Annotated in this window: 14 protein-coding genes; 3 read left to right on the forward strand and 11 right to left on the reverse strand. The window is 50.3% G+C overall.

What is annotated here, in order from left to right:
- Nucleotides 1–246 precede the first annotated feature (246 nt).
- Nucleotides 247–1842, forward strand: coding sequence for an AraC family transcriptional regulator (locus KTH89_RS21865; protein ID WP_238723099.1), 1596 nt, complete (start codon nucleotides 247–249; stop codon nucleotides 1840–1842).
- Nucleotides 1843–1853: 11 nt separating this feature from the next.
- Here KTH89_RS21865 and KTH89_RS21870 read toward each other — a convergent pair whose 3' ends face one another.
- Complete coding sequence (locus tag KTH89_RS21870; RefSeq protein ID WP_238723100.1) at nucleotides 1854–3206, reverse strand: MATE family efflux transporter; 1353 nt, start codon at nucleotides 3204–3206, stop codon at nucleotides 1854–1856.
- A gap of 245 nt (nucleotides 3207–3451) precedes the next feature.
- Between KTH89_RS21870 and KTH89_RS21875 the strand changes: the two genes are divergently transcribed.
- Nucleotides 3452–4459 carry an MBL fold metallo-hydrolase gene (locus KTH89_RS21875; RefSeq protein ID WP_238723101.1) on the forward strand — a complete coding sequence of 336 codons (1008 nt, stop codon included), beginning with the start codon at nucleotides 3452–3454 and terminating at the stop codon, nucleotides 4457–4459.
- A gap of 182 nt (nucleotides 4460–4641) precedes the next feature.
- Here KTH89_RS21875 and KTH89_RS21880 read toward each other — a convergent pair whose 3' ends face one another.
- The 10 genes from KTH89_RS21880 to KTH89_RS21925 all read right to left on the reverse strand — a co-directional run bounded on the left by KTH89_RS21880 (nucleotide 4642) and on the right by KTH89_RS21925 (nucleotide 18681).
- Nucleotides 4642–6894: a cohesin domain-containing protein gene (locus tag KTH89_RS21880; protein WP_238723102.1), complete on the reverse strand. Its 2253-nt coding sequence runs from the start codon at nucleotides 6892–6894 to the stop codon at nucleotides 4642–4644.
- Between the two features lie 19 nt (nucleotides 6895–6913).
- A complete protein-coding gene (locus KTH89_RS21885; RefSeq protein ID WP_238723103.1) occupies nucleotides 6914–8704 on the reverse strand; it encodes an SH3 domain-containing protein in 1791 nt (596 codons plus the stop codon).
- 579 nt (nucleotides 8705–9283) lie between these two features.
- A complete protein-coding gene (locus KTH89_RS21890) occupies nucleotides 9284–10264 on the reverse strand; it encodes a LacI family DNA-binding transcriptional regulator (RefSeq protein WP_158347435.1) in 981 nt (326 codons plus the stop codon).
- Between the two features lie 26 nt (nucleotides 10265–10290).
- Nucleotides 10291–11289: a glycoside hydrolase family protein gene (locus KTH89_RS21895; protein WP_158347434.1), complete on the reverse strand. Its 999-nt coding sequence runs from the start codon at nucleotides 11287–11289 to the stop codon at nucleotides 10291–10293.
- A 41-nt stretch (nucleotides 11290–11330) separates the two neighbouring features.
- Entirely contained in the window at nucleotides 11331–12227 is an 897-nt protein-coding gene (locus tag KTH89_RS21900) for a glycyl-radical enzyme activating protein (protein ID WP_238723104.1), read from the reverse strand.
- Nucleotides 12220–14463, reverse strand: a complete 2244-nt coding sequence (locus KTH89_RS21905; protein ID WP_238723105.1) for a pyruvate formate lyase family protein — start codon at nucleotides 14461–14463, stop codon at nucleotides 12220–12222. The genes KTH89_RS21900 and KTH89_RS21905 overlap by 8 nt, the downstream gene beginning before the upstream one ends.
- Before the next feature lie 33 nt (nucleotides 14464–14496).
- Nucleotides 14497–15525 (reverse strand): zinc-dependent alcohol dehydrogenase, encoded by a 1029-nt coding sequence (locus KTH89_RS21910; RefSeq protein ID WP_238723107.1) that lies wholly within the window; start codon nucleotides 15523–15525, stop codon nucleotides 14497–14499.
- A 4-nt stretch (nucleotides 15526–15529) separates the two neighbouring features.
- Entirely contained in the window at nucleotides 15530–16372 is an 843-nt protein-coding gene (locus tag KTH89_RS21915; protein ID WP_158347430.1) for a carbohydrate ABC transporter permease, read from the reverse strand.
- Between the two features lie 12 nt (nucleotides 16373–16384).
- Entirely contained in the window at nucleotides 16385–17269 is an 885-nt protein-coding gene (locus tag KTH89_RS21920; protein ID WP_238723109.1) for a carbohydrate ABC transporter permease, read from the reverse strand.
- Nucleotides 17270–17328: 59 nt separating this feature from the next.
- Nucleotides 17329–18681: an ABC transporter substrate-binding protein gene (locus KTH89_RS21925; protein ID WP_238723110.1), complete on the reverse strand. Its 1353-nt coding sequence runs from the start codon at nucleotides 18679–18681 to the stop codon at nucleotides 17329–17331.
- A gap of 344 nt (nucleotides 18682–19025) precedes the next feature.
- Between KTH89_RS21925 and KTH89_RS21930 the strand changes: the two genes are divergently transcribed.
- Entirely contained in the window at nucleotides 19026–19406 is a 381-nt protein-coding gene (locus tag KTH89_RS21930; protein ID WP_238723112.1) for an ACT domain-containing protein, read from the forward strand.
- Nucleotides 19407–19531 lie beyond the last annotated feature (125 nt).

Raw genomic sequence — 19531 nt, forward strand, 5'->3', positions numbered from 1 at the left:
AGAAAAATACTTTTACTTTAAATGCACAATATCATTCTTTTTTTCTTCATTTTTTGAATAATATATTTGCTTTTCTTGTATTTTTACCTATAATTTTGAACAAATTTTCTTTTCGTTTATAATGTTCATTATATTTTTTGTCCAAAACCTTTTCAAGTACCCATAGGATATAATATGTTCCAATTTTCATGTTTTTCTGATTGCACCATGAGCGGATGTTCCATTATGTTGGAAAAGGGGGATGTTATGAAGATACATATGATCGTTGCCACTGAGGACCCGCAAATCTGTACTTCTATCATAGAACTGGTCTCAAACAGCGGATTTGAGTTTGAGCTGATCGGTTCTCCCACAAGTGTGCGGGAGTTGGATCAGCTGATACGGATTAGTTCCCCGGATATTGTGATCACCGGCTCGCGTTTGTCGGATTCAGACTGTTTCCCCATCATCCGGCAGGAGAAAAATAACCCCGGCAGTACGACTCAGTTTCTGGTCTTCGGCGGGCAGAGCTTTGAGTCCGTATATCAAGCGGTAAAAGCAGGCGCCTCCGATTATCTGATCTTCCCGATCGATCCCGGGGAATTGAAGGCTTCCCTGGCTTATGCCGTGGACTCCCAGACAAACGCCCTGTTCAAAGACAGTACCACCAGGCTGTTTTATATCAATGATCAGGGAGCGGAGATCTTAAAGAATAAATCTTTAACATTAGAACAGGTCAACAGCATGTACAGCACAAACTTTGCCATGGGCCTGTTCCAGATGCTCTTTATAAAATTTGATTTTCCCAACTCTTTCGAACGGATCAATATGAGTAACCCGAAGATGTTCCGCCAGGTACACAGTCTCGTTTTAAAACACTTTCAGGATATCTGCGCCGACATCATTCTGGAAAATAAAAGCGACGGCATCATGATCCTGCTCAACTACGTCAACGAGCGGCACAATCTGGTAGAGATCAGGATACTGGAGCTTTACCAGCTGATCGGCAGCCAGATCAAACCCCGAAGCGGAAAGGATCTGACCATCTGTGTAAGCGCAACCGTCACCGATCCCTGCGATGTTTGGCAAATCAAAGAACAGGTAAGGGATGCGGAATGGTCCCGGATTATTTACGGGGTGAATAAGGTCATCTTCTGGAAACCCGGTTCCCTGGATCACACCGGTATCCAAAGCAAGCTCAAGCCGGTGGGCGCTAAGGCGAAGGAAGCTGTGGAATCGCTTGACACTGCGGAATTTTCAGCCGCCCTCCGCCGCTTTTATAATCTTCCGCAGCATATTTTAGTCAGTCACGAAGCCCGGGTATTTGTCAAAGAAATCATCGCCTCCATATTTGAGATGTACTGGGATACCATCTCCGAATTTACCGACCCGGCTCTGATCTTCGATGAGATCTCCTATTATCTGCATCTGTGTACGACTTTCCAAAGGCACCATACCGTTTTGCATACCCAGTGTACGGATCTGCTTAACAATATCTCCCAGCAGATCAATAAAAAATATTCTCCGTCGGTAACCTCAGCGCTGCTGTTTATCAAGCAAAATATAGACAAAAAAATAACCATCGAAGATGCCGCAAAATATGTGCACTTATCCAACGGTTATTTTTCCTTTCTCTTCAAGCGCGAGACAGGAGTAAATTTTACACGATTTGTAAAAGATCAGAAGAACATCGTCGCCTGCAAATTGCTTAAAACTACAAATCTTAATATTTCGGAAGTCGCCTGCCACATCGGCTTTACCGAAGACGTGCGGGAATTCAGCAAATTCTTCAAGGCCCTGAATGGGGTTACGCCCACAATGTACCGGCAGATGCATAAGAGTACCGCCGGGGATGTTTTGTAAAATCTGCGTTTTTATTCTTTCTTCCACCGCCCGGAGAGCAGATAAATACTTCCGATAAAAAATGGGACAAACCCGGCTAATGCGTTTCCGTACCAGAATCCCTCGTACCCCATTTTAAAGTAAAGCCCCAGAAGGAGTCCAAGACCTATCCTGGCAATGATCCCGTCCAGAAGCGCCACGCTCAGATTCAGCCTGGAATTACCGGAACCATTGATAAGCGCGCTGTTCGGGGTTCGCAGGGCATTTCCAAAGAACATCAGTATCGCTACGGGGATGTAGGTGAGGCATACCTTCAGTACGCTTTCCTCTTCCGTGAATATCCGAAAGACCGGCGTCGGCGCGATCATCAAAACCACGGAAAACAGGGAAGCCAGAACCGTTGTGATCGCATAAGAAACAAAAATAACGCGGCTGACCCGTTTATATTCCTTTGCTCCGATGTTCTGCCCGATCATAGCCGCACCCCCGGTCATAATCGAGTTGGTGCAGAAGCCAAATACCACATTCAGTTTATTGGCTATGCCCGTGACCGCCGTTATGATGTATCCGTAGGAATTGATCCAGGAGCTCACGAACATTTTGGAGATCTGTACGGATGCGGTCTGAATCGCCAGCGGAACTCCCAGCGCCACATATTGCTTTAATATCCCAGGATCGATTCTAAAACTGCGCAATCGGAAATCAAAACCGAACGCTTCTTTTCGCCTGTATAAATAAATCACAGAGCACAGGAAGCTTACGCTTTGGCTCAAGACTGTTGCAAGCGCCGCTCCGAACACCTCCAAATGAAAAGCTGCCACAAACAGAAGATCCAGAAATACATTCAGAACAGCCGCTATAGCGATAAATAAAAACGGCCGCTTTGAATCTCCCATGCCTCTTAAAATAGCGCTGACCGCGTTATATCCATAAGTAAAAATCAGTCCCGCCATACAGGTAAGCGCGTAAGCATAAGCATAATTCCAGGCTTCCGGAGGCGTATTTAACCACGTCAGAATAGGCTTTCTCAGCAAAAAGCATAAGATACTCATACCGGCCGCGCACAGGGCAAGAAAGGAAAACATTGTCCCGATCAGTCCGGTGATCTTCTGCCTTTGATTTGCCCCGATATACTGGGAGATCATGATCTGTCCCGCAGTGGAAAAACCCATGGACAAAAATTCCAGCAGCGCTTGGATATCTCCCCCTACGGATACGGCCGCGAGCCCCACACTGCCCACGTAATTCCCCACAATGATCATATCCACCATATTGTAAACCGCCTGCAGCAAATTCGACAGAAAAAGAGGCACGGCAAAAATCATCAATTGTCCGGCCACACTGCCCGTCGTCATGTCCTGTATCATACTTTTCTTATTTTCCACGCCATCTTCCCCTCTCCCGCTCTGTTCGTTTGTATCTTCGCATGACTTGCCATGAAACAGTTTCCTATTTTACACGACGAATTTTTCTTTTTCAAGACAACCGGTTAAGAGTGCATGAAAATCAGAACATAATATACGAAATGTCCACTTGAAACCGTTTTGCGCGAAAAATATAATTAGAATTGCAGGTATCCGGTTGAAGAAAAATCAAATATAATCAGGAATCGGCAGAAAGGAGCGGTTATATGGGAAAAAAGGATTGGAAAGAACTTTCAGCTTTGAAAGCGGTCAAACATAATGGGGTTACCCGTTCCAGGGATTTTACCACAGAGGCATATATGGAGGAATTTCGCAAGTTCAACAGAACAAAAAAGATCTATGACATCGATCCGTATGTGGAAGTGTATCATCTGCGCGACAATGTCTACAGCCTGTTTACGGAAAACTGCGATGCCGGCGGCGCCGTATTCATGCATCTTATCATAGGCCCCGAAAAAGCCCTGCTGATCGATACCGCCTATGGACTGGGGGATACCAAAGCGCTGGTGGACGGACTTACGGGAAACAAACCTCTGATCGTAGTAAACACGCATAATCACTGTGATCACGCTTACGGAAACTGCCGGTTTGACACCGTGTACTGCCACAAATATGAACTCCCGTATCTGGAAGCACAGGATTCCCACATCTGGGATTACCTGTTTGATGAGAATGGCAGATGCAGATGGCTGGAATTTGACCGGGCGGATCTGCCGGAATTTAAAAAGTATCAGATCGTATGCTTCGAAGATATGCATGTCTTCGATCTGGGTGGCGGCTATGAGATCCAGGCTGTATGGCTTGGCGGACACACGCCCGGACACTGCGGCTATCTGGATAAGCAGAACCGTATCTTCTTTTCCGGCGATGATATCGTCAGCACCGGAACGAATGTGGGGGTCGGCCCCAACCCCAATGATTTTAATTCGTATTTCGGGGAGTATATGAACATCACCACCTTCCGGAGTAATTTAATCAAACTTATGGCATATCAAGACCAGTTTGACACAATTTTTCCCCAGCACGGCCCCGTTGGCCTGTCCGGCGATCTTTTGCCGGTTCTGTTAACTTCGTGCGACGAGATTTTAGAAAATCCGGAATCTTTTGATTATAAAATGGAATTCGCCGGTCTGAAGGGAGAGGCCTCCATTGAAATTAAACAGAAATTTATCCCCGGACTTGGAGTATTTTCCTACACCGATAATGGTTTATAGGATATATTTTCTTTCTCAACCTCGTGATTCTAAGGATTCGCCCGTTTTTATTTAGGATGATCCGCAACCAAAAAGATAATTAAATAGACTGCCGCGACTTGTCCCCACAGCTTACAAAAGCCTGTAAGTGGAAAGTCGCAGCAGTCTTATTTCATGCATTTATACGAAACGATACCTAATTATTAAAAATCATCATCGTCCAGATCCAGCACATCCAGATCAATATCCAGATCGTCCAGATCATCTTTGCTCTCATTCATCAGTTTTTCAACCGCATCCATAATCTGAGCCTCATCGTCCAATACCACCGGCTCTTTTTTCGCCGGTTTGGATGCACTGCGTGACACCCGGGTCGGGTGGGACGCTTCGGAAGTCTGGGATGTTCTCCGCTCTTTCGTCCTTTCCGCGCCGGAAGTATCCTGTGACGGTTCGGATTCGGTATCTTCATATGAAGGAGGCGTAAGCTCCCTGATATCCGGCTTCACCAACTTGGGCGTCCGGTTATCCCTTAACCCTTCCTGAGTTTTCTTCATGATTCTTTCCGACATCGGAAGCTGTTCCAGCCAGTTGTCATCATCCGGTTCCATTTCGTCATAATCTTTGTCGTCGAAATCATCGTCGTCTTCCCAATCATCTCCGCGTTTCATCCGGTTCACCTTCAGAATCAGGTTGATGACAACGAAGAGCAGAAGTACGGCCAGAACGATCAGCGCACAGATGATTTTAAACCGGGCCGCCAATTTGGCGTCTGCCTCATCCTTGTTGATACCCATCTGTTTTTGAAGCGCCGCCAGTTCCGCTGCGGTATCGTCATTCGATCCCGTGTCGGCTACTGCCGCGGGGACATATTTTTGGAACGTCTGCTGGACCGGGTCAAAGGAATACCAGTCCTCCAGGCCATTATTATCCATCGCATAGATCAGCTGATAAGAACTGGCCGAATCAGAGGCCGGCACAGCGCCATCTTCCGGATTCTCCGGTTCCTCACTGCCCTCGCCGTCTTCCGGATTGCCGGAGTCCTGGGCCTCGGTGGCATACACGGTCATAGGGCCGAACATGGCTGTCAACCGGTTCAGAATCCCATCTGCCGCGGCATCCCCACCGCCGTCATCGGAATTACCGCTTCCGTCACCGTCCGCATTGGCATCAGGCTGGTCCGTCGGAGCCGGTTCTGCATCCCCCGCTCCCTCCTGGGGTACTTCTGTCTGGCTTACCTGATAGCCTTCCACCGCTATTCCGTCCAGCTCGACCTGGATCTGCTCATATCCCTGGGGAACCTGGGAGGGATCCGGCGCCGGGATAGGGATCAGGAATCCACCCTCTTCCGGAGAAAGTCCGATCGGTATCTGAATAAAGTTTGAAAATGTCTCGGATTGCGGGTTATAGATATAAAATCTGCCGTTTTCCTTATTCTCATCCACCAGATACAGCAATTCCATATCGGAGTTGGTCATCTTGGCGCTTTTTATCTCTTTTTGCTTATAGCTGGACGTGTAGGGTTCGAAGCCCTGGGGAATCTCCTCATCCGTAAATTTTTCGGATACCAGACGGATCTCAGATCCGACCGCCGCTTCCAGCGTATCATCTTCTTTCGGCTGTTCCTCATCCGGAGTCGGCGTCGGCGTAGGTGTCTCCTGGCTCTTAGTCTCTTCCGTTACCGCGATGCTGTAAGTGGCTTCGTTCCCATTGGGAGCGCGCACGATGATTTTAATCGTGGTTTTGCCATTGCTCAGCTCGGTACCGTCGATAGACACCACTTCCGCTTCTTTTTCCATCGGATTGGCGCTGACCGCCACCGTCTTCGTTCCCTTGGGTACCGTAGCCGTATATTTGGTTCTGGATCCGGTAAAGGACGGGGAAAGGGTTCCCGGAGATATTTTCAGGGAGGTCAGCTGGTTGTTGGCGGATTTCTTTTCAGATCCGCCGCCGTCACCGCCGCCATTATCTCCGCCGCCGTTTCCGCCGCCTCCGCCTCCGTTATCTCCGCCCCCGGGGGATGTGACGGATACGGAAGCGCCGCCGGGCTGCCCGATGTCCAGCACTTCTTCATTAAAGTTAGCCACTTTGTAATTCGAAACATTCACCGAGGCGTTCCCGGGCGCGATGGCCTTGAAGGTAACGGTGGCACCCAGGGAAGTCTGTCCCGGCGCGCTGTTCTGCGCCACCAGATGGACGCTTCCGGAACCTCCCGAAGCATTCACGCTGGAACTCTGGTATTCTAACAGCGACGCATCATAGGACAGCGTCACATCCATTGCCGCGATATCTCCGTCCGCGGCGTTCGCCTTTACACTGACACTTACAGTCTGGCCCACATTACAGCTTCCGCCGGAAACCTGCAGGTTTCCGCTGGCTGCCAGCACCCTGGAAGGAAACCAGGGGATCACCAGGCAGCAGACCATGGCAACCGCCAGCACCTGATATAATTTTTTCATAGTATTCTCCTCTCCTGTCCTACGACAATGACTGTATCCCTAATATATGCTTCTGAATCCGAATCAAATCGATGATATCCACAGTCCCGTCTCCGTTCACATCCGCTGCCGCAAACTGGTCGGCGTTCAAAGTGGTCAAGCCGATAATCGCCTTTTGTACCCTTACCAGATCCAGCACATCGATGGAACCATCCTGATTCACATCCCCCTTGGTTACATTGCCCGCCGGAGGATTCTCTCCGCCCGGATTCTCTGCCGTACCTCCGCCGCTCTTGGCGATATTCAGCGTATAGGTTCTCGTCGTACCATTCTGGGCCTGCACCGTGATCTGCACGGTATTCATGCCCTCCTTCAGGGCTACGCTGCCGGTTCCGCTCAGGATCCGCGCCGACGAATCATAGGTGCTTGCGCTTATGTTCACTGCCGCCACCGGATCATCCACGACCAGGGAATACTGCGTCGTATAAATATTAAAGGAAGGGGATAAGCCATATCCGCTGACTTCGATATTGCTCAGCAGATTGACCGGATTCCCATCTCCGGTAGGCTTGGCGCACACGGTGTTCGGCATATTGGAATATACCGGAATCTTGAATACCAGCGCCATATCCTTCAGCTGGTCGTAGGCGTTTGAAAGTTTCGCGCTTTCATTTGCCGCGCCGTAGATACTGGTCATATACTGATGCGTATGGGGGCTCGCCCCCTGAACATTGAACTTCTTCAGATACGTGGTGTCCTGTCCCCGCGCCACATACTGGGAACCATAGAACTGGGCTCCGCCAATGATGGACTTATAGCGGCTGTTCCAGGGCCGGTTATAAGAGGTATCGCCGTTGTCGAAGCCTCTGGCGTACCAAAGCCCTCTCTGCACGGCGTCCCGGTTCCCGTCGTCATAGGCGCCGATATTCAGATAGTTATATAAGCCTTCATACCCCGGGTAGGTTCCCGAGATCAGCTGGGAAGTCCCATTCCCCTGTTCCGTCAGAATAGCGGAGGCCAGCGCATATGGACTGACTCCCGACTGCCTTCCGGCTTCCATCAGCACATCCGCGTAGCTGTAATTCTGGCTGTTTTCAGAAAAACCATTGGCCATAAACGTACCGGAAATAATCCGGTTCACGCCATCCGTGTTCTGCGCCCCCTCATTAAAGGACTGGAGCAGGAACAGGAATATGTATTTGGAATCCAGAAAATTCCTGGGATCCATATAATACCGGATGATGCCGTCGGACGCCGCTACCCATCTGGCTCCGTCCTGGCCCACCCACTGCCCGGAAGACAGGTCATAGGCGCCTGGTTCGATGGATTTCCAGGAGGAAATACTGCTGTTCTCCACGTTATTTTTACCGATTGCGCATTGCGCGGCCACCACGGAATTCCAGTCCATCCCGGTCTGCTGCGGTACGAACTGCCAGTTCGGATACTGGCTATGTAAAGAAGCGAGAGCGTTACAGTAACTCTCCGGAAAACCTGCGTCCAGAAGCTGCTGCTTGTAGCCGTCGTCTACCGCGGTCAGCGCTATGCTGCTGGCGATCACATATCCTTCCCCGGAGCCGTATTCGATCTTATACCAGCCGTTTCCCATATCCTGGAGGATATTTACCGACTGTCCGTTGTTCAGCGATCCTATCTTTCCGTAATTTGTCCCTGGTCCGGAACGCACGTTCAAAGTATTACTGCTCTGCATTGACACTACGCCGGTGGTGGCAGCCGAACTATAGAAATTCGAAACATAAAAGGCTCCCCCCACGATGATACAAACAGCAAGACTGAGAACCAATCCTTTTATTCTGGTTTTCCAGCCTGTCATCACAAAATCACTCTCCATGCCCTTATTATCAATACTTTGTCATTTTACATTATATGAATTTATGTAACCTATTGTCAATCGAAATATGCGTAAAATGTCATTTTTTCGATATATTTCCAAAATTTAACATTCTTTATGTCAACTATCGACTTTTTTCGGTCAAAATCACACGGAAATCACATGACAATGTTTTATTATACACGATTTTCTGTTTTAATGTCTAAATATTTTCTTATTTTTTCCATTTTATCCGCGGATCATGGCCGGGAAAAAATGTACACAAAAAAAAAGTCCAGACAGCAGCAGTCTGAACGATGATAAATAAACCAGCCGGCGGGACATTTTCTATGAAACAGTATTCAAAGGTCATACGGAGTCCCTGACCGGTAAGAATATAAGGCAATATCAAATAAAGATCCCATCCAGGAGACGGTTAAGTCTGAGATTCCACAGGCCCGTTATAAAACAACATATGAAAACTTCATAAGCGGCATCCTTATGTTTGGAGACACCATATGTATAGAGACACCGCATGTATAAAATTTCCCTCTCCTGGATATGACAGCACAGCATCCCCCGCTAATACGTAGTCCCCCCTCTGACCAGTTCCACATCCGGGAGAATCCGATTTTCCGTAATCTCTTCCCCCTCGATCTTGCGGATCAGGGTATCCACCAGATTCGACGCCAGCAGATCAAAGGGCTGGGCCACATGGGTCAGGGTCGGATGGAACATTCTGGCGATATCCACTCCGTCATAGCCCACCGCCTTGAATTCTTCCGGCACCCGCATGCCCCGTTCCAGCGCGCATTTCACCGCATAGACCACCACCACGTCGGTGGAAAAGGCTCCGTCTATTTCCGGATAGCGGTCGAACAAAGAGTTGATAATCTGATAATATTCCCCTCTTTGAAACTCATTTTCCTTCAGTTCATAATTGATACACCGGATGTGGTGCTTTTCCAGGAGTTCCTGAAACACCCGGTTTCTGATCAGCGCCGGAGTCTTGACGTCCGTGTTGCCTCCGATATTCAGCACGCACTTGCAGCCGTTGCGCACGAATTCCATGGCCGCCAGCCTGCCGCCCTTCTCATGATCCGAACTGATCGTGGGGATCTGCTCTCCAAGCGACATATCGATAGCCACCACCGGCAGGCTGATCTTCTCATACTCGCTGGTCTTTAACATATGTGTACCGATGATGATTCCGTCCACCTTGTTTTGACGCAGCATGTTGAGATAATCATGCTCCCGGTTGGCCTTTTCCTTCGTGTTGCACAGCAGCAGTTTGTACCCATGCTGATATAAAAGCAGCTCGACCCGTTTTGCCACCTCCGCAAAGAAAGGATGGGAAACATCCGGAATCAGCAGGCCGATGAAATAAGTGCGGCGGTTGTACAGATTTCTGGCCAGCTGGTTCGGCTGATAGTCCAGCTGATCGATCGCCTGGTATACTTTCTCATAGGTTTCTTTTGAGATATAACCTCTTTTATTTAATACCCGCGAAACCGTTGAGACGGAAACACCGGCCAGCTGCGCCACATCTTTAATTCCAGCCATATCTGATTCTCCTTTGCTGATAGAAATTATACTGTTATTATACCAACATCTTCCAGCTTTTCCAAATAGTTTCTGCCGGATGCGTTTTCCCGTTCATCTATAAGCCTGAGGGCGCCGTTCTTCATTTCATAAACCAACGGGTCCGGTATATAGTCGCCCTGTTCGGACCAGACTGTCCCCAGCAGGTACCATCTGCCGCCCTTTTCCACCAGCTGGTTGGCATACTGCACGTTGCGGTCCGGATCCTCAAAATCATCCGGCAGCAGCTTCCACTCCCTGCAGAACCGGTAGGGACCGAACATGGAATCGCTGATCATGTAATAGCTGGTCTGCCGCAGCCGGCGTCCGTATTTTCTCACATACTCGTCCGAGAAAAGCAGGCCATAGCAGGAAAATAGCAGCACATAATGTCCGTCTATCAGATGAATCTGGGGACACTCCATCTCCTGGCATACCGCCTCGATCTCCATAGGCCTTAGCAGCTCCCAGTGTTCCATATCCCGGGATCTGGCCAAACCCGCAGTACCGCAGGCATCCGGCCTCCCGCCCTTTCTTGTGGCGCAGGTCAGATGATAGGCGTAATCCCCGTCTGTAAACAGATAGGGGTCCCTCCAGTGGGAGAAAGTCCTGACACCGGCGCCGTTCATGGCATAATAATGATCATCCGGACAGGTAACCGGATTATAGCTGCATTTTTCCCAGTGATACAGGTCTTTTGAGGAGGCCAGACCCACCATTCCTACAGGACCGTTCCACTGACCGGTATAAGCCATCCAGTAGATCCCCTTATACCGGATCACCGAACCGGTGGATATCCCGTTGGCATCCCACTCCCCGGCGTCTCCCTTTCTCAACACCGTACCCTGCAGCTCCCAGTGAACCATGTCCCTGCTGGTGGCGTGGGCGATCTCCCAATCCGTATGACGCGGCACGGACTCCGGGCAGGTGAGGTAATAACAATGGCAGATATCCCCCTCTACATAATACCAGGTATCCCCCAGATGATTTCCTTCATGTCGTAACAAAAGTGTCCCTCCTTATAGCGCTCTGCTCGTATCACGGTTTCTTACATAATAGATACTGCATCCGCGATATCTGAAAAATATTCCTGAATCCGTCGCATCTGTTCATCCGAAGGCGTCTGAAATGTCCGGGAAGGCAGACCGATCCCTTCCGCCTTATAATTTCCATAGGCGTGATAGGGCAGCAGGTCCAGCCGCTCCACCCCGGATAAACCTTCCAGGAAACGGTGGAGCCCATTTAAGTCCTCCTCCGTGTCATTAACCCCGTGCATCAGCGGAGTACGGATCCAGAGCCTGCTCCCGGCCCGTCTGAGCCTGGCCGCATTATCCAGTATCCGCTCGTTCGAAACCCCGGTAAATTCTTTATGCTTAAGGGGATCCGTCATCTTGATGTCGTATAAGAACAGATCCACCTCCAGCAGCAGAAGTTCAAACCAATCGAAAGGAACACAGCCGGCGGTATCCACGGTTACCGGTATCCCCGCCTCCCTGATCCTGGGAAGAAAACGGCTGAGCACGCCGGCCTGCAGCATCGGTTCTCCCCCTGAGAAGGTCACGCCCCCGCCATCCTCATATAAATCCCGGTCTGCCTCCAAAGTTTCCATAAGGGCAGGCAGCGCAAGCTTCTCTCCAATGACTTTCGTGGCGTCCGGGTAGCATACCTTCGCGCAGGCGCCGCAGACCGCACATTTTCCGGCATTCCTTTTCATGTGCCCTTCCTCTATGTACAAAGCCTTCTGCGGACAGGCCTGCAGGCAGGCGCCGCATTGTATGCAGCGATTCGGGAGGTACTGGATCTGGGGCCCGCTTTTTTGTGTCTCCGGGTTATGACACCACCGGCAGGACAGATTACATCCCTTTAAAAACACGGTCGTCCGGATGCCGGGGCCGTCGTGCAGACTGTACCGCTGTATTTGTGTGATGAACAGGTTCTCATCCATTGACAAACGTCCTTCCGATAATTTCATCCTGGATATGGGTGTCCAGTGAGGTAAAATAAGCGCTGAACCCACAGACGCGGACTACGATATTTTTATAGGCATCCGGATTCTCCCGGGCCTTTTTTAATACCTGCGGATCCAAAAGATTCAGATCCAGCGCGCTGCCGCCCGCTTCCAGGAAAGCTTTCATGGTCCGGGCCAAATAGGATGTACCGGGTTCTGATTTCATCAGGGGCATCTCCAGGTACAGGACGCCGGCTCCCGGATAATCCGTCATATCGATCTTTTTTAGCGTATGCAGAATGTTGGCCGTATTGGAGATACCGCTTATATCCGTCGGGTTCATTCCCCGGGACAGCGCCGTTCCGGCCAGCCGTCCGTCGCTGGTGGCTCCCACCTGCTCTTTCATCCAGTCAAAGAGATAGAACACGAACAGAGAAGCCTCATAACGGCCGCCCCGGTTGTTAACGGGCCCGGAAGTAGCTGTGGCCAAATCGTGGAAGATTCTCCCGGCGAACGCATTCACCTCTGGTGTATCCATACCGTATTTCGGACAGCGGTTCAGCAGATATTCCCGCATTCTGGGGTCCGCCTCAAAATTACTCTGCAATAAAGCTCCCAGCTCCTTAAGACTCAGCATGTGCTTGTCATAGACCACCTCTTTGATAGCCAGCAGGGAATTGATGGCTGTGCCGATTCCCACCAAAGGCATGCTGGTCGGATTATAAATAGCGCCGCCCTCGGTCATGTCGATCCCTTTTTCAAGGCAGCCGGTCAGCGTGGCGGACAAGAGCGGGCAGGGATCGAATTCCCGCATAAATGCCCCGTAATGGTTCAACACCTCCACCAGCCGTTTATAGATACTTTTTAATTTTGCGATATAATTTTCATAAAATTCCTCAAAGGTTTCCAGATGCTCCGGTTTCTCATACCCCGTATCCTCCCGCTCAAAGAACAGGTTCAGGGAATCGTCGAAAAAGGAATTGACCAGCTGGGGCAGGCTCAGATACAGGAACGCCCGGCAGTTAAGCTCTGTGTTATCCAGCACCGGTTCCTGGCATCCTCCCGCCGAGTACAGTCTGGCGTCTTTTAAGTCTTTTCCCATCCTGACATTGGATGCGATGATGACGTCGTCGTTTAAGAAGGAAAATACATTTTTTCCTCCGGCGATCATGGCGGCCGTGCGTGAAAAATATTCTTCCGGATGACGGCTGCTGATTCTGGCCTGGATCTTGGGATTGACCAGCTCGTATTCATCGTAGACTTCCAGGATCATACGGGTAATGTCATTGTATATTACATTTCCCTCCTGATCGCAGCCGCCGATGATCAGACTGTTGTTGGTGGAGGCGAACTCGTCTCCCGTCAGGTCCCATCTGGCGTCCGTATGGATCAGAAAATGGGCCATCAGGTTCTTCGCCTTCTCATAGTCCAGCTCTCCCCGCTCACAGTCCCGTATATAATAGGGTTCCAGAAGCCGGTCCAAATGTCCAAGGACCGCCACCGCCACCCCTTCCAGGCCGGTCATCATCTCTTTGAAGAACAGGATAACGCACAGCGCTTCATAGAAACTTTCCGCCGGTTCCCAGGGTACCCGCTTCGCCGCCTCCCGGATCATCGACAGATTATCCCGCAGCTCCTGATCCTGCTCGCCGGCAAGCAGCTCCTGCGCCAGCGCGGAAAAACGTCCCGCGATCTGCCGCAGCGCTTCGCAGCCCTCGATCACACTCCGGTAAAAACCCAGAGCCGCGGGGGACGGCTGCTTTTCCATCTGTTCCCGTGCCTTCTGAACGAATCCCTTTAAGCCTTTCGCCAGCAGATTGTCATAACCGACGCTGTGATGCGCAAGATCGGAAAAAATATCCCCCCAGATCAGGTCGCGCTCCCGATAGGGCCTGATCCATTCCTGGAACTCTTCGGCATAGTGCATCTGTTTATCCATATACCAGCCCTCCAGGCCGGGGCCCGGCGGGAATCCGTTCTGGCTGCTGTTACGGATTCTTCCTGTCTTCACCTCGAAGAAAAAGGGGGACTGCCGGAAGATCCGGATCTCACACAGCTGTGCCGCCGCCCGGTAGACGAGCGCTTTTCTCTCATAGGGGGTCCGGTCTTTTGCCTCCTCATACCACTGATCCAGAATCTCTTTTACCGGCGTGACATCATAGGGGCAATCCCGATAATATTCCTCGTATTCCTCTAAAATGGCCTCCCGGTGTGTTGCAAAATCTGATGCCATTGGCTCTCTCACTCCTTTTTTCTACATCCGAACTCACGGGAAGGTCAGCGCGACCTTGACGGCCTCTTTCTTTTGGATCGCATCAAAACCTTTCTCAAAATCACCGATCGGCAGAATGTGGGTGATCAGAAGATCGGTATTTATTTTTCCCGATAATATCGCATCCGCTATGAACCCGTGTGTCTTTCTCTCTTCTTCATTGATCGGCCACTGCACGAACTGGAGCTTCCGATTCCTTATCCCGCTCATGTTAAGTGTCAGATGTTCTCCGCTTCCCAGGCCGTATACCGCAACCGTACCGTCCTCTCCTGTCAGACGCATTCCCCGCTGTATCGTCTCCTGGTTTCCCACCGTGTCAATATAGCAGGTAAGCCTGCCCGACCAGTCCGCCGCCAGTCTTCTGTGCTCTCCCTCATCCCGGTTATCATAACAGTCCGCGGCCCCGATCTGCCGGGCACGCCTCAGATTCTGTGTGCGGTTGCCCAAGACGCTTACGCTTCGGATCCCCGACAGCAGGCAGTTATATAACATACAAAGCCCCACCGGGCCATCCCCCACGATCAGGACGCGGTCCTTTGCCGACAGGCCGATCCTTCTCACCGCGCTTAAGGTCTCTTTTAAAGTAATCATCAGGGACGCCTGTTCGGGTCTGATTCCCGGGGGCACGACCTGCTGGGTAAGTCCGCACCGATCATCCGGCTGCTTTTGTCCGTCCTCCCGCAGCGCTTCATAGTCCACCACGATCCCGTATTCCGCAAATCCGCCCCAGGCGCTTCTGTATTTCCCCGCGTCCTTTAGACACGGCCGGACCACCAGGTCTCCGGGCCGGAAGTTCCTGACCCGGCCGCCGGTTCTTATGACGTATCCGGCCCCCTCATGCCCGAGTACCAGCGGATACTCCTGTGCCTCGGCAAGCTTTCCCTGTATGATCTCCCGGTCCGTACCGTTGCAGATCATGCAGCAGCTCATCTTTACCAGCGCCTCATATTCCCCGATCTTCGGCGCGGGGATATCGTCCACAAGTCTTACTTCCTGTTCCTTCGTTACGATTAATCCTCTCATTCCATTACTCCTTGATCCCCGACATGGCTACCGACTGGATAAAATATTTCTGGAAAAACAGATACAGGATAAATACCGGCAGAATGCTGATCAGGGTCGCTGCCATAATCTCATTCCAGGGAGGTATGAAATCCACGCTGGGCCCCGTCATGGTAGCCAGACCCAGGGTTATGGTGAATTTCTCCTGCTTGCTCACCACCACCAGCATCCAGATCAGATTGTTCCAGCTGGTGATGAAAATATAGGTGGCCAGGGTCACCATGGCCGGAACCGCATTCGGCACAAGGATACTCCGGAAGATCCGGACATGTCCCGCCCCGTCTATCCTGGCGGACTCATCTAATTCCTTCGGAATACCCAGAAAGAACTGACGGATCAGAAACGTACCGAACGGAATCGACCAGGCGATCTGGGGCAATATCATTCCCGCATAGCTGTTGAGCATATGCAGATTCTTCACAATGATAAAGGAGGGGATCAGCCGGACCACCTGCGGTATCATCATCGTGGACAGATACAGAAGGAACATGGCATTGCGCAGCTTAAAATTCATCCGGGTAAACGCATAGGCCGCCAGGGAGCACACCACCACGGTGAAAAACGCGGTGGGCACCGTCACCATAAAAGAATTAAAGAAATACCTGGGGAAGTCCAGCAGGTGCCAGGCATCCGCAAAATTATTCCAGGCAAATTCCCCGGGAAGCAGGCGCGGCGGAAATAAAAACAGTTCATTGTCCGGCTTAAGGGCCGTGGACAAAACCCACAGAAAGGGTACCAGGACCAACAGCGCCGCCAGAACCGCCACCGCCGTCAGCAGGATGCCTTTGGATCTTTTTTGTGTTCTCATGTTCTTCCCCTCCTAGTCTGCCTGCGTCACTTTATTCTGGATCACGGTAAATGTAAGGACAATGATAAATAACACCACGGACATGGCGCTGGCATATCCCATCTTCATGGATGAAAAGGCCGTCTGCCACATATAAAAGCCGGTCACATAAGTGGCTGTCCCGGGGCCGCCCAGAGTAATCATGTAAAACAGGTCAAATTCCTGGAACGATCCGATGATGCTCATCAGCGCCACAAAATAGATCATGGGTTTCAGCTGCGGAAGGGTGATATAGCGGAATTTCTGAAATCGGCCGGCCCCTTCCAGATCCGCAACCTCATAATACTGCTCCGATATTCCCAGCATTCCCGCCACGAACATTACCATATAATATCCGGCCCATCTCCAGACCGTCACGATCACGATGGAGAGCATCGCCACTTTTCCGCTGGTAAACCATTTGACGGACGGCAGGCCGATCCGGTTGAGCAGACCGTTGATCACACCGGTGTTGGTATTTAACAGATAGCTCCATACGATCCCTGTCGCCACCAGAGAGAGCATCGTGGGTACAAAATAGATACCCCGGAACAATTTGGAGGTCCTGCCCACAGATACGACGATCTCGGCCAGGCCCAGGGCCGCCGCCACGATAAGCGGTACATTCAGGATGATATAGTAGACCGTGTTCTTAAGACTCGTCCACCAGAGATCATCCTGTACCAGAGTCCGGAAGTTTTCAAATCCTGTAAAGTCCTTCCCTTTCAGTGGATTCCACTCAAAGAATGCAAGCACCATAGAATAGATCATCGGCCAAAATACAAACACTGCAAGCAGCAGGAAACTGGGCAGCAAAAACAAAATCACACAGGACGAATTGTAGAGCCGCTGCCGTTTGGATCCAAATTTTTTCTTCATTTTCCGCCTCCTAAAATCCACAAAAAAGGTTCCTTCCGTTCTCCATCACCGAAGAATATTTATTTTACAAGAAGCCCGTTGACTTCCTTTGCCGTATCCTTCATCACATCCGCTACCGGCTCATTGTCATACCAGATCCGGTCTAACTGACGTCCCACCGCGGTGATCTGATCGTTGACCGACAAAATGTTGGGCATCCATTTGCAGTATTCCAGCGCGTCCACGAAGATCCCGGCGTTCTTGGAAGCATCAAACGGCGCGATAGACACCTCTTTCAGGGATTTTCTGACCGATATCTGCGGGTCACTGGTGTTCTCCAGGAAAACCTTAAGCCCCTCTTTGCTGGTCACGAATTTCAGGAAATCCATGGCTTCTTCTTTATGCTTTGATGTGCTGGCCACGCTCAGGGTGTTCACATACAGCACTTCCCCTTTTGCTCCGTCATTTCCGTGGGGCGCATGCATCAGCTGCCAGTCCAGTTTCTCACTGTCTTCCAGTTTCAGCGCTTCCCAAAGGGCCACACGTCCCATGGCGATGGAACCGGAATTCAGCATTCCCACGATCGGGAGCGATCCCTCATCCAGTTTCTCCATGGTGGGCATTACTTTATGTACCTCATACAGATCTTTGATGTACTGGACGGCGTCGATGGCCTTCTGGTCATCCAGCAGGCTGGCCGTTCCGTCTGCGTTCAGATACTCACATCCGTTCTGCCAGATATAGGGAAGAATCGTCTTTAAGCCGTAATCATTGACCAGGGTCGCGTAGTTTACACCGACCTCATCTTTCCGATCCATGATCTGTTTGGAGACCTCCACGAATTCATCCCAGGAAAATCCCTCATCCGGCACCTCAATCCCCAGCTGGTCAAAGATTTTCTTATTGTACACCCACGCGTAGTTGCCGCCGTCCACAGGCAGTCCATAATATTTGCCGTCATACATGGCGTAATCCAGAGTGGTATCCCAGAAATCATCGAACTCATAGTCCGCGTCCGCCTTTAAGTCTTCCACCCGGATCTCCTCCAGCACACCGGCATCCGCGAATTCCTGTGTGTAGCCCACCTGGCAGGCCAGCAGATCCGGCAGTTCATCGGAAGCCGCCTCGGTAAAGATCTTGGTCAGATAGTCGGAAACCTGCTGATACTCGATCTTGATATTCGGATTCTTCTCCTCATAGGCGTCGATCACAGGCTGGTATTTGGAAATGGGGTCCCAGCTCTGCCATACCAGCGTCAGCTGATCCTGATTCTCCCCCTTGGGTTCTGCGGACGCCTCCTGCTTCGGTTCCGTTTCGTTCCCCGGCGCGCTGCCGTTCGCATCCCCGGCGCTTTTATCCCCGCATCCCATAAGAGACGCAGCCGCCATCGTCGTTACCAGTAACAATGCCATCCATTTACTCTGCTTTATCATAGCCTTTCCTCCTGATTGTTTTTTTGCTTCCCCAACAGTTACACTTACCTTTGCCTTTTAGGCAATACTTTCCTTTTCTCCTTTTCCAGCCGTAGAAACTTACCATCCACTGCTTTCCGGGAAAAATATGCTAACCGGTTGACATATATTGGATAGCATCATAATATCACTACATTTCTCATATGTCAACCGGTTAGCATATTTTTTTATATCTTTTCTCAAAATAGGGATAACGGAGCAAATATCGGGGAATTTCAGACAGTCTCCATTGACATTTACAAAAGGAAATAATAGAATTTAAATCTATAAGAAGTGTTTGGCAACCGGAAGGGGTGACAATTGCCATGAGCAATAAAACTTTAGAGATCAAGGTTATAGATTATGATTTTTCCATATGCCAAGTTAGGGATTATTCACTGGTTCATTTCGAAAGTAACTATTGTTTTACCGGGAAAACAGATGAAGAATTTTCGCTGGTATGTGTTACGGAAGATGTACCTGCTAATTTCATCAGGAGGGATGACGGATGGAAGGCATTCCGGATACAGGGCGTTTTGGATTTTTCATTGATCGGAATCCTTTCTCGTATATCGGCTTTACTGGCAGAAAACAAAATTGGTATTTTTGCTCTGTCAACTTTTAATACGGATTATATTTTGACAAAAGCCGGAGATTTTACAAGAGCGGTTAAAATCCTTTCAGACGCCGGTTACGCGGTCGTCTGAATTCAAGCATAATAATGTAAATGGCAAGTCGGATAAAAGCTCCGGAGGACGGGTGGCAGGTTCTTCCTGGGGGTTAGGTATGTCCCCTGTTTTAAACAGCGGGCATACCTAACCCCCAGGAAGAA

The sequence above is a fragment of the Diplocloster agilis genome (genome assembly GCF_019042275.1).
Classification (GTDB): domain Bacteria; phylum Bacillota; class Clostridia; order Lachnospirales; family Lachnospiraceae; genus Diplocloster; species Diplocloster agilis.

Coding starts and splice junctions, on each gene's coding strand:
- KTH89_RS21880 (WP_238723102.1), bottom strand. CDS start 6,894: ATGAAAAAATTATATCAGGTGCTGGCGGTTGCCATGGTCTGCTGCCTG.
- KTH89_RS21885 (WP_238723103.1), bottom strand. CDS start 8,704: ATGACAGGCTGGAAAACCAGAATAAAAGGATTGGTTCTCAGTCTTGCT.
- KTH89_RS21915 (WP_158347430.1), bottom strand. CDS start 16,372: ATGAGAACACAAAAAAGATCCAAAGGCATCCTGCTGACGGCGGTGGCG.
- KTH89_RS21910 (WP_238723107.1), bottom strand. CDS start 15,525: ATGAGAGGATTAATCGTAACGAAGGAACAGGAAGTAAGACTTGTGGAC.
- KTH89_RS21875 (WP_238723101.1), top strand. CDS start 3,452: ATGGGAAAAAAGGATTGGAAAGAACTTTCAGCTTTGAAAGCGGTCAAA.
- KTH89_RS21890 (WP_158347435.1), bottom strand. CDS start 10,264: ATGGCTGGAATTAAAGATGTGGCGCAGCTGGCCGGTGTTTCCGTCTCA.
- KTH89_RS21865 (WP_238723099.1), top strand. CDS start 247: ATGAAGATACATATGATCGTTGCCACTGAGGACCCGCAAATCTGTACT.
- KTH89_RS21925 (WP_238723110.1), bottom strand. CDS start 18,681: ATGATAAAGCAGAGTAAATGGATGGCATTGTTACTGGTAACGACGATG.
- KTH89_RS21905 (WP_238723105.1), bottom strand. CDS start 14,463: ATGGCATCAGATTTTGCAACACACCGGGAGGCCATTTTAGAGGAATAC.
- KTH89_RS21920 (WP_238723109.1), bottom strand. CDS start 17,269: ATGAAGAAAAAATTTGGATCCAAACGGCAGCGGCTCTACAATTCGTCC.
- KTH89_RS21930 (WP_238723112.1), top strand. CDS start 19,026: ATGAGCAATAAAACTTTAGAGATCAAGGTTATAGATTATGATTTTTCC.
- KTH89_RS21900 (WP_238723104.1), bottom strand. CDS start 12,227: ATGGATGAGAACCTGTTCATCACACAAATACAGCGGTACAGTCTGCAC.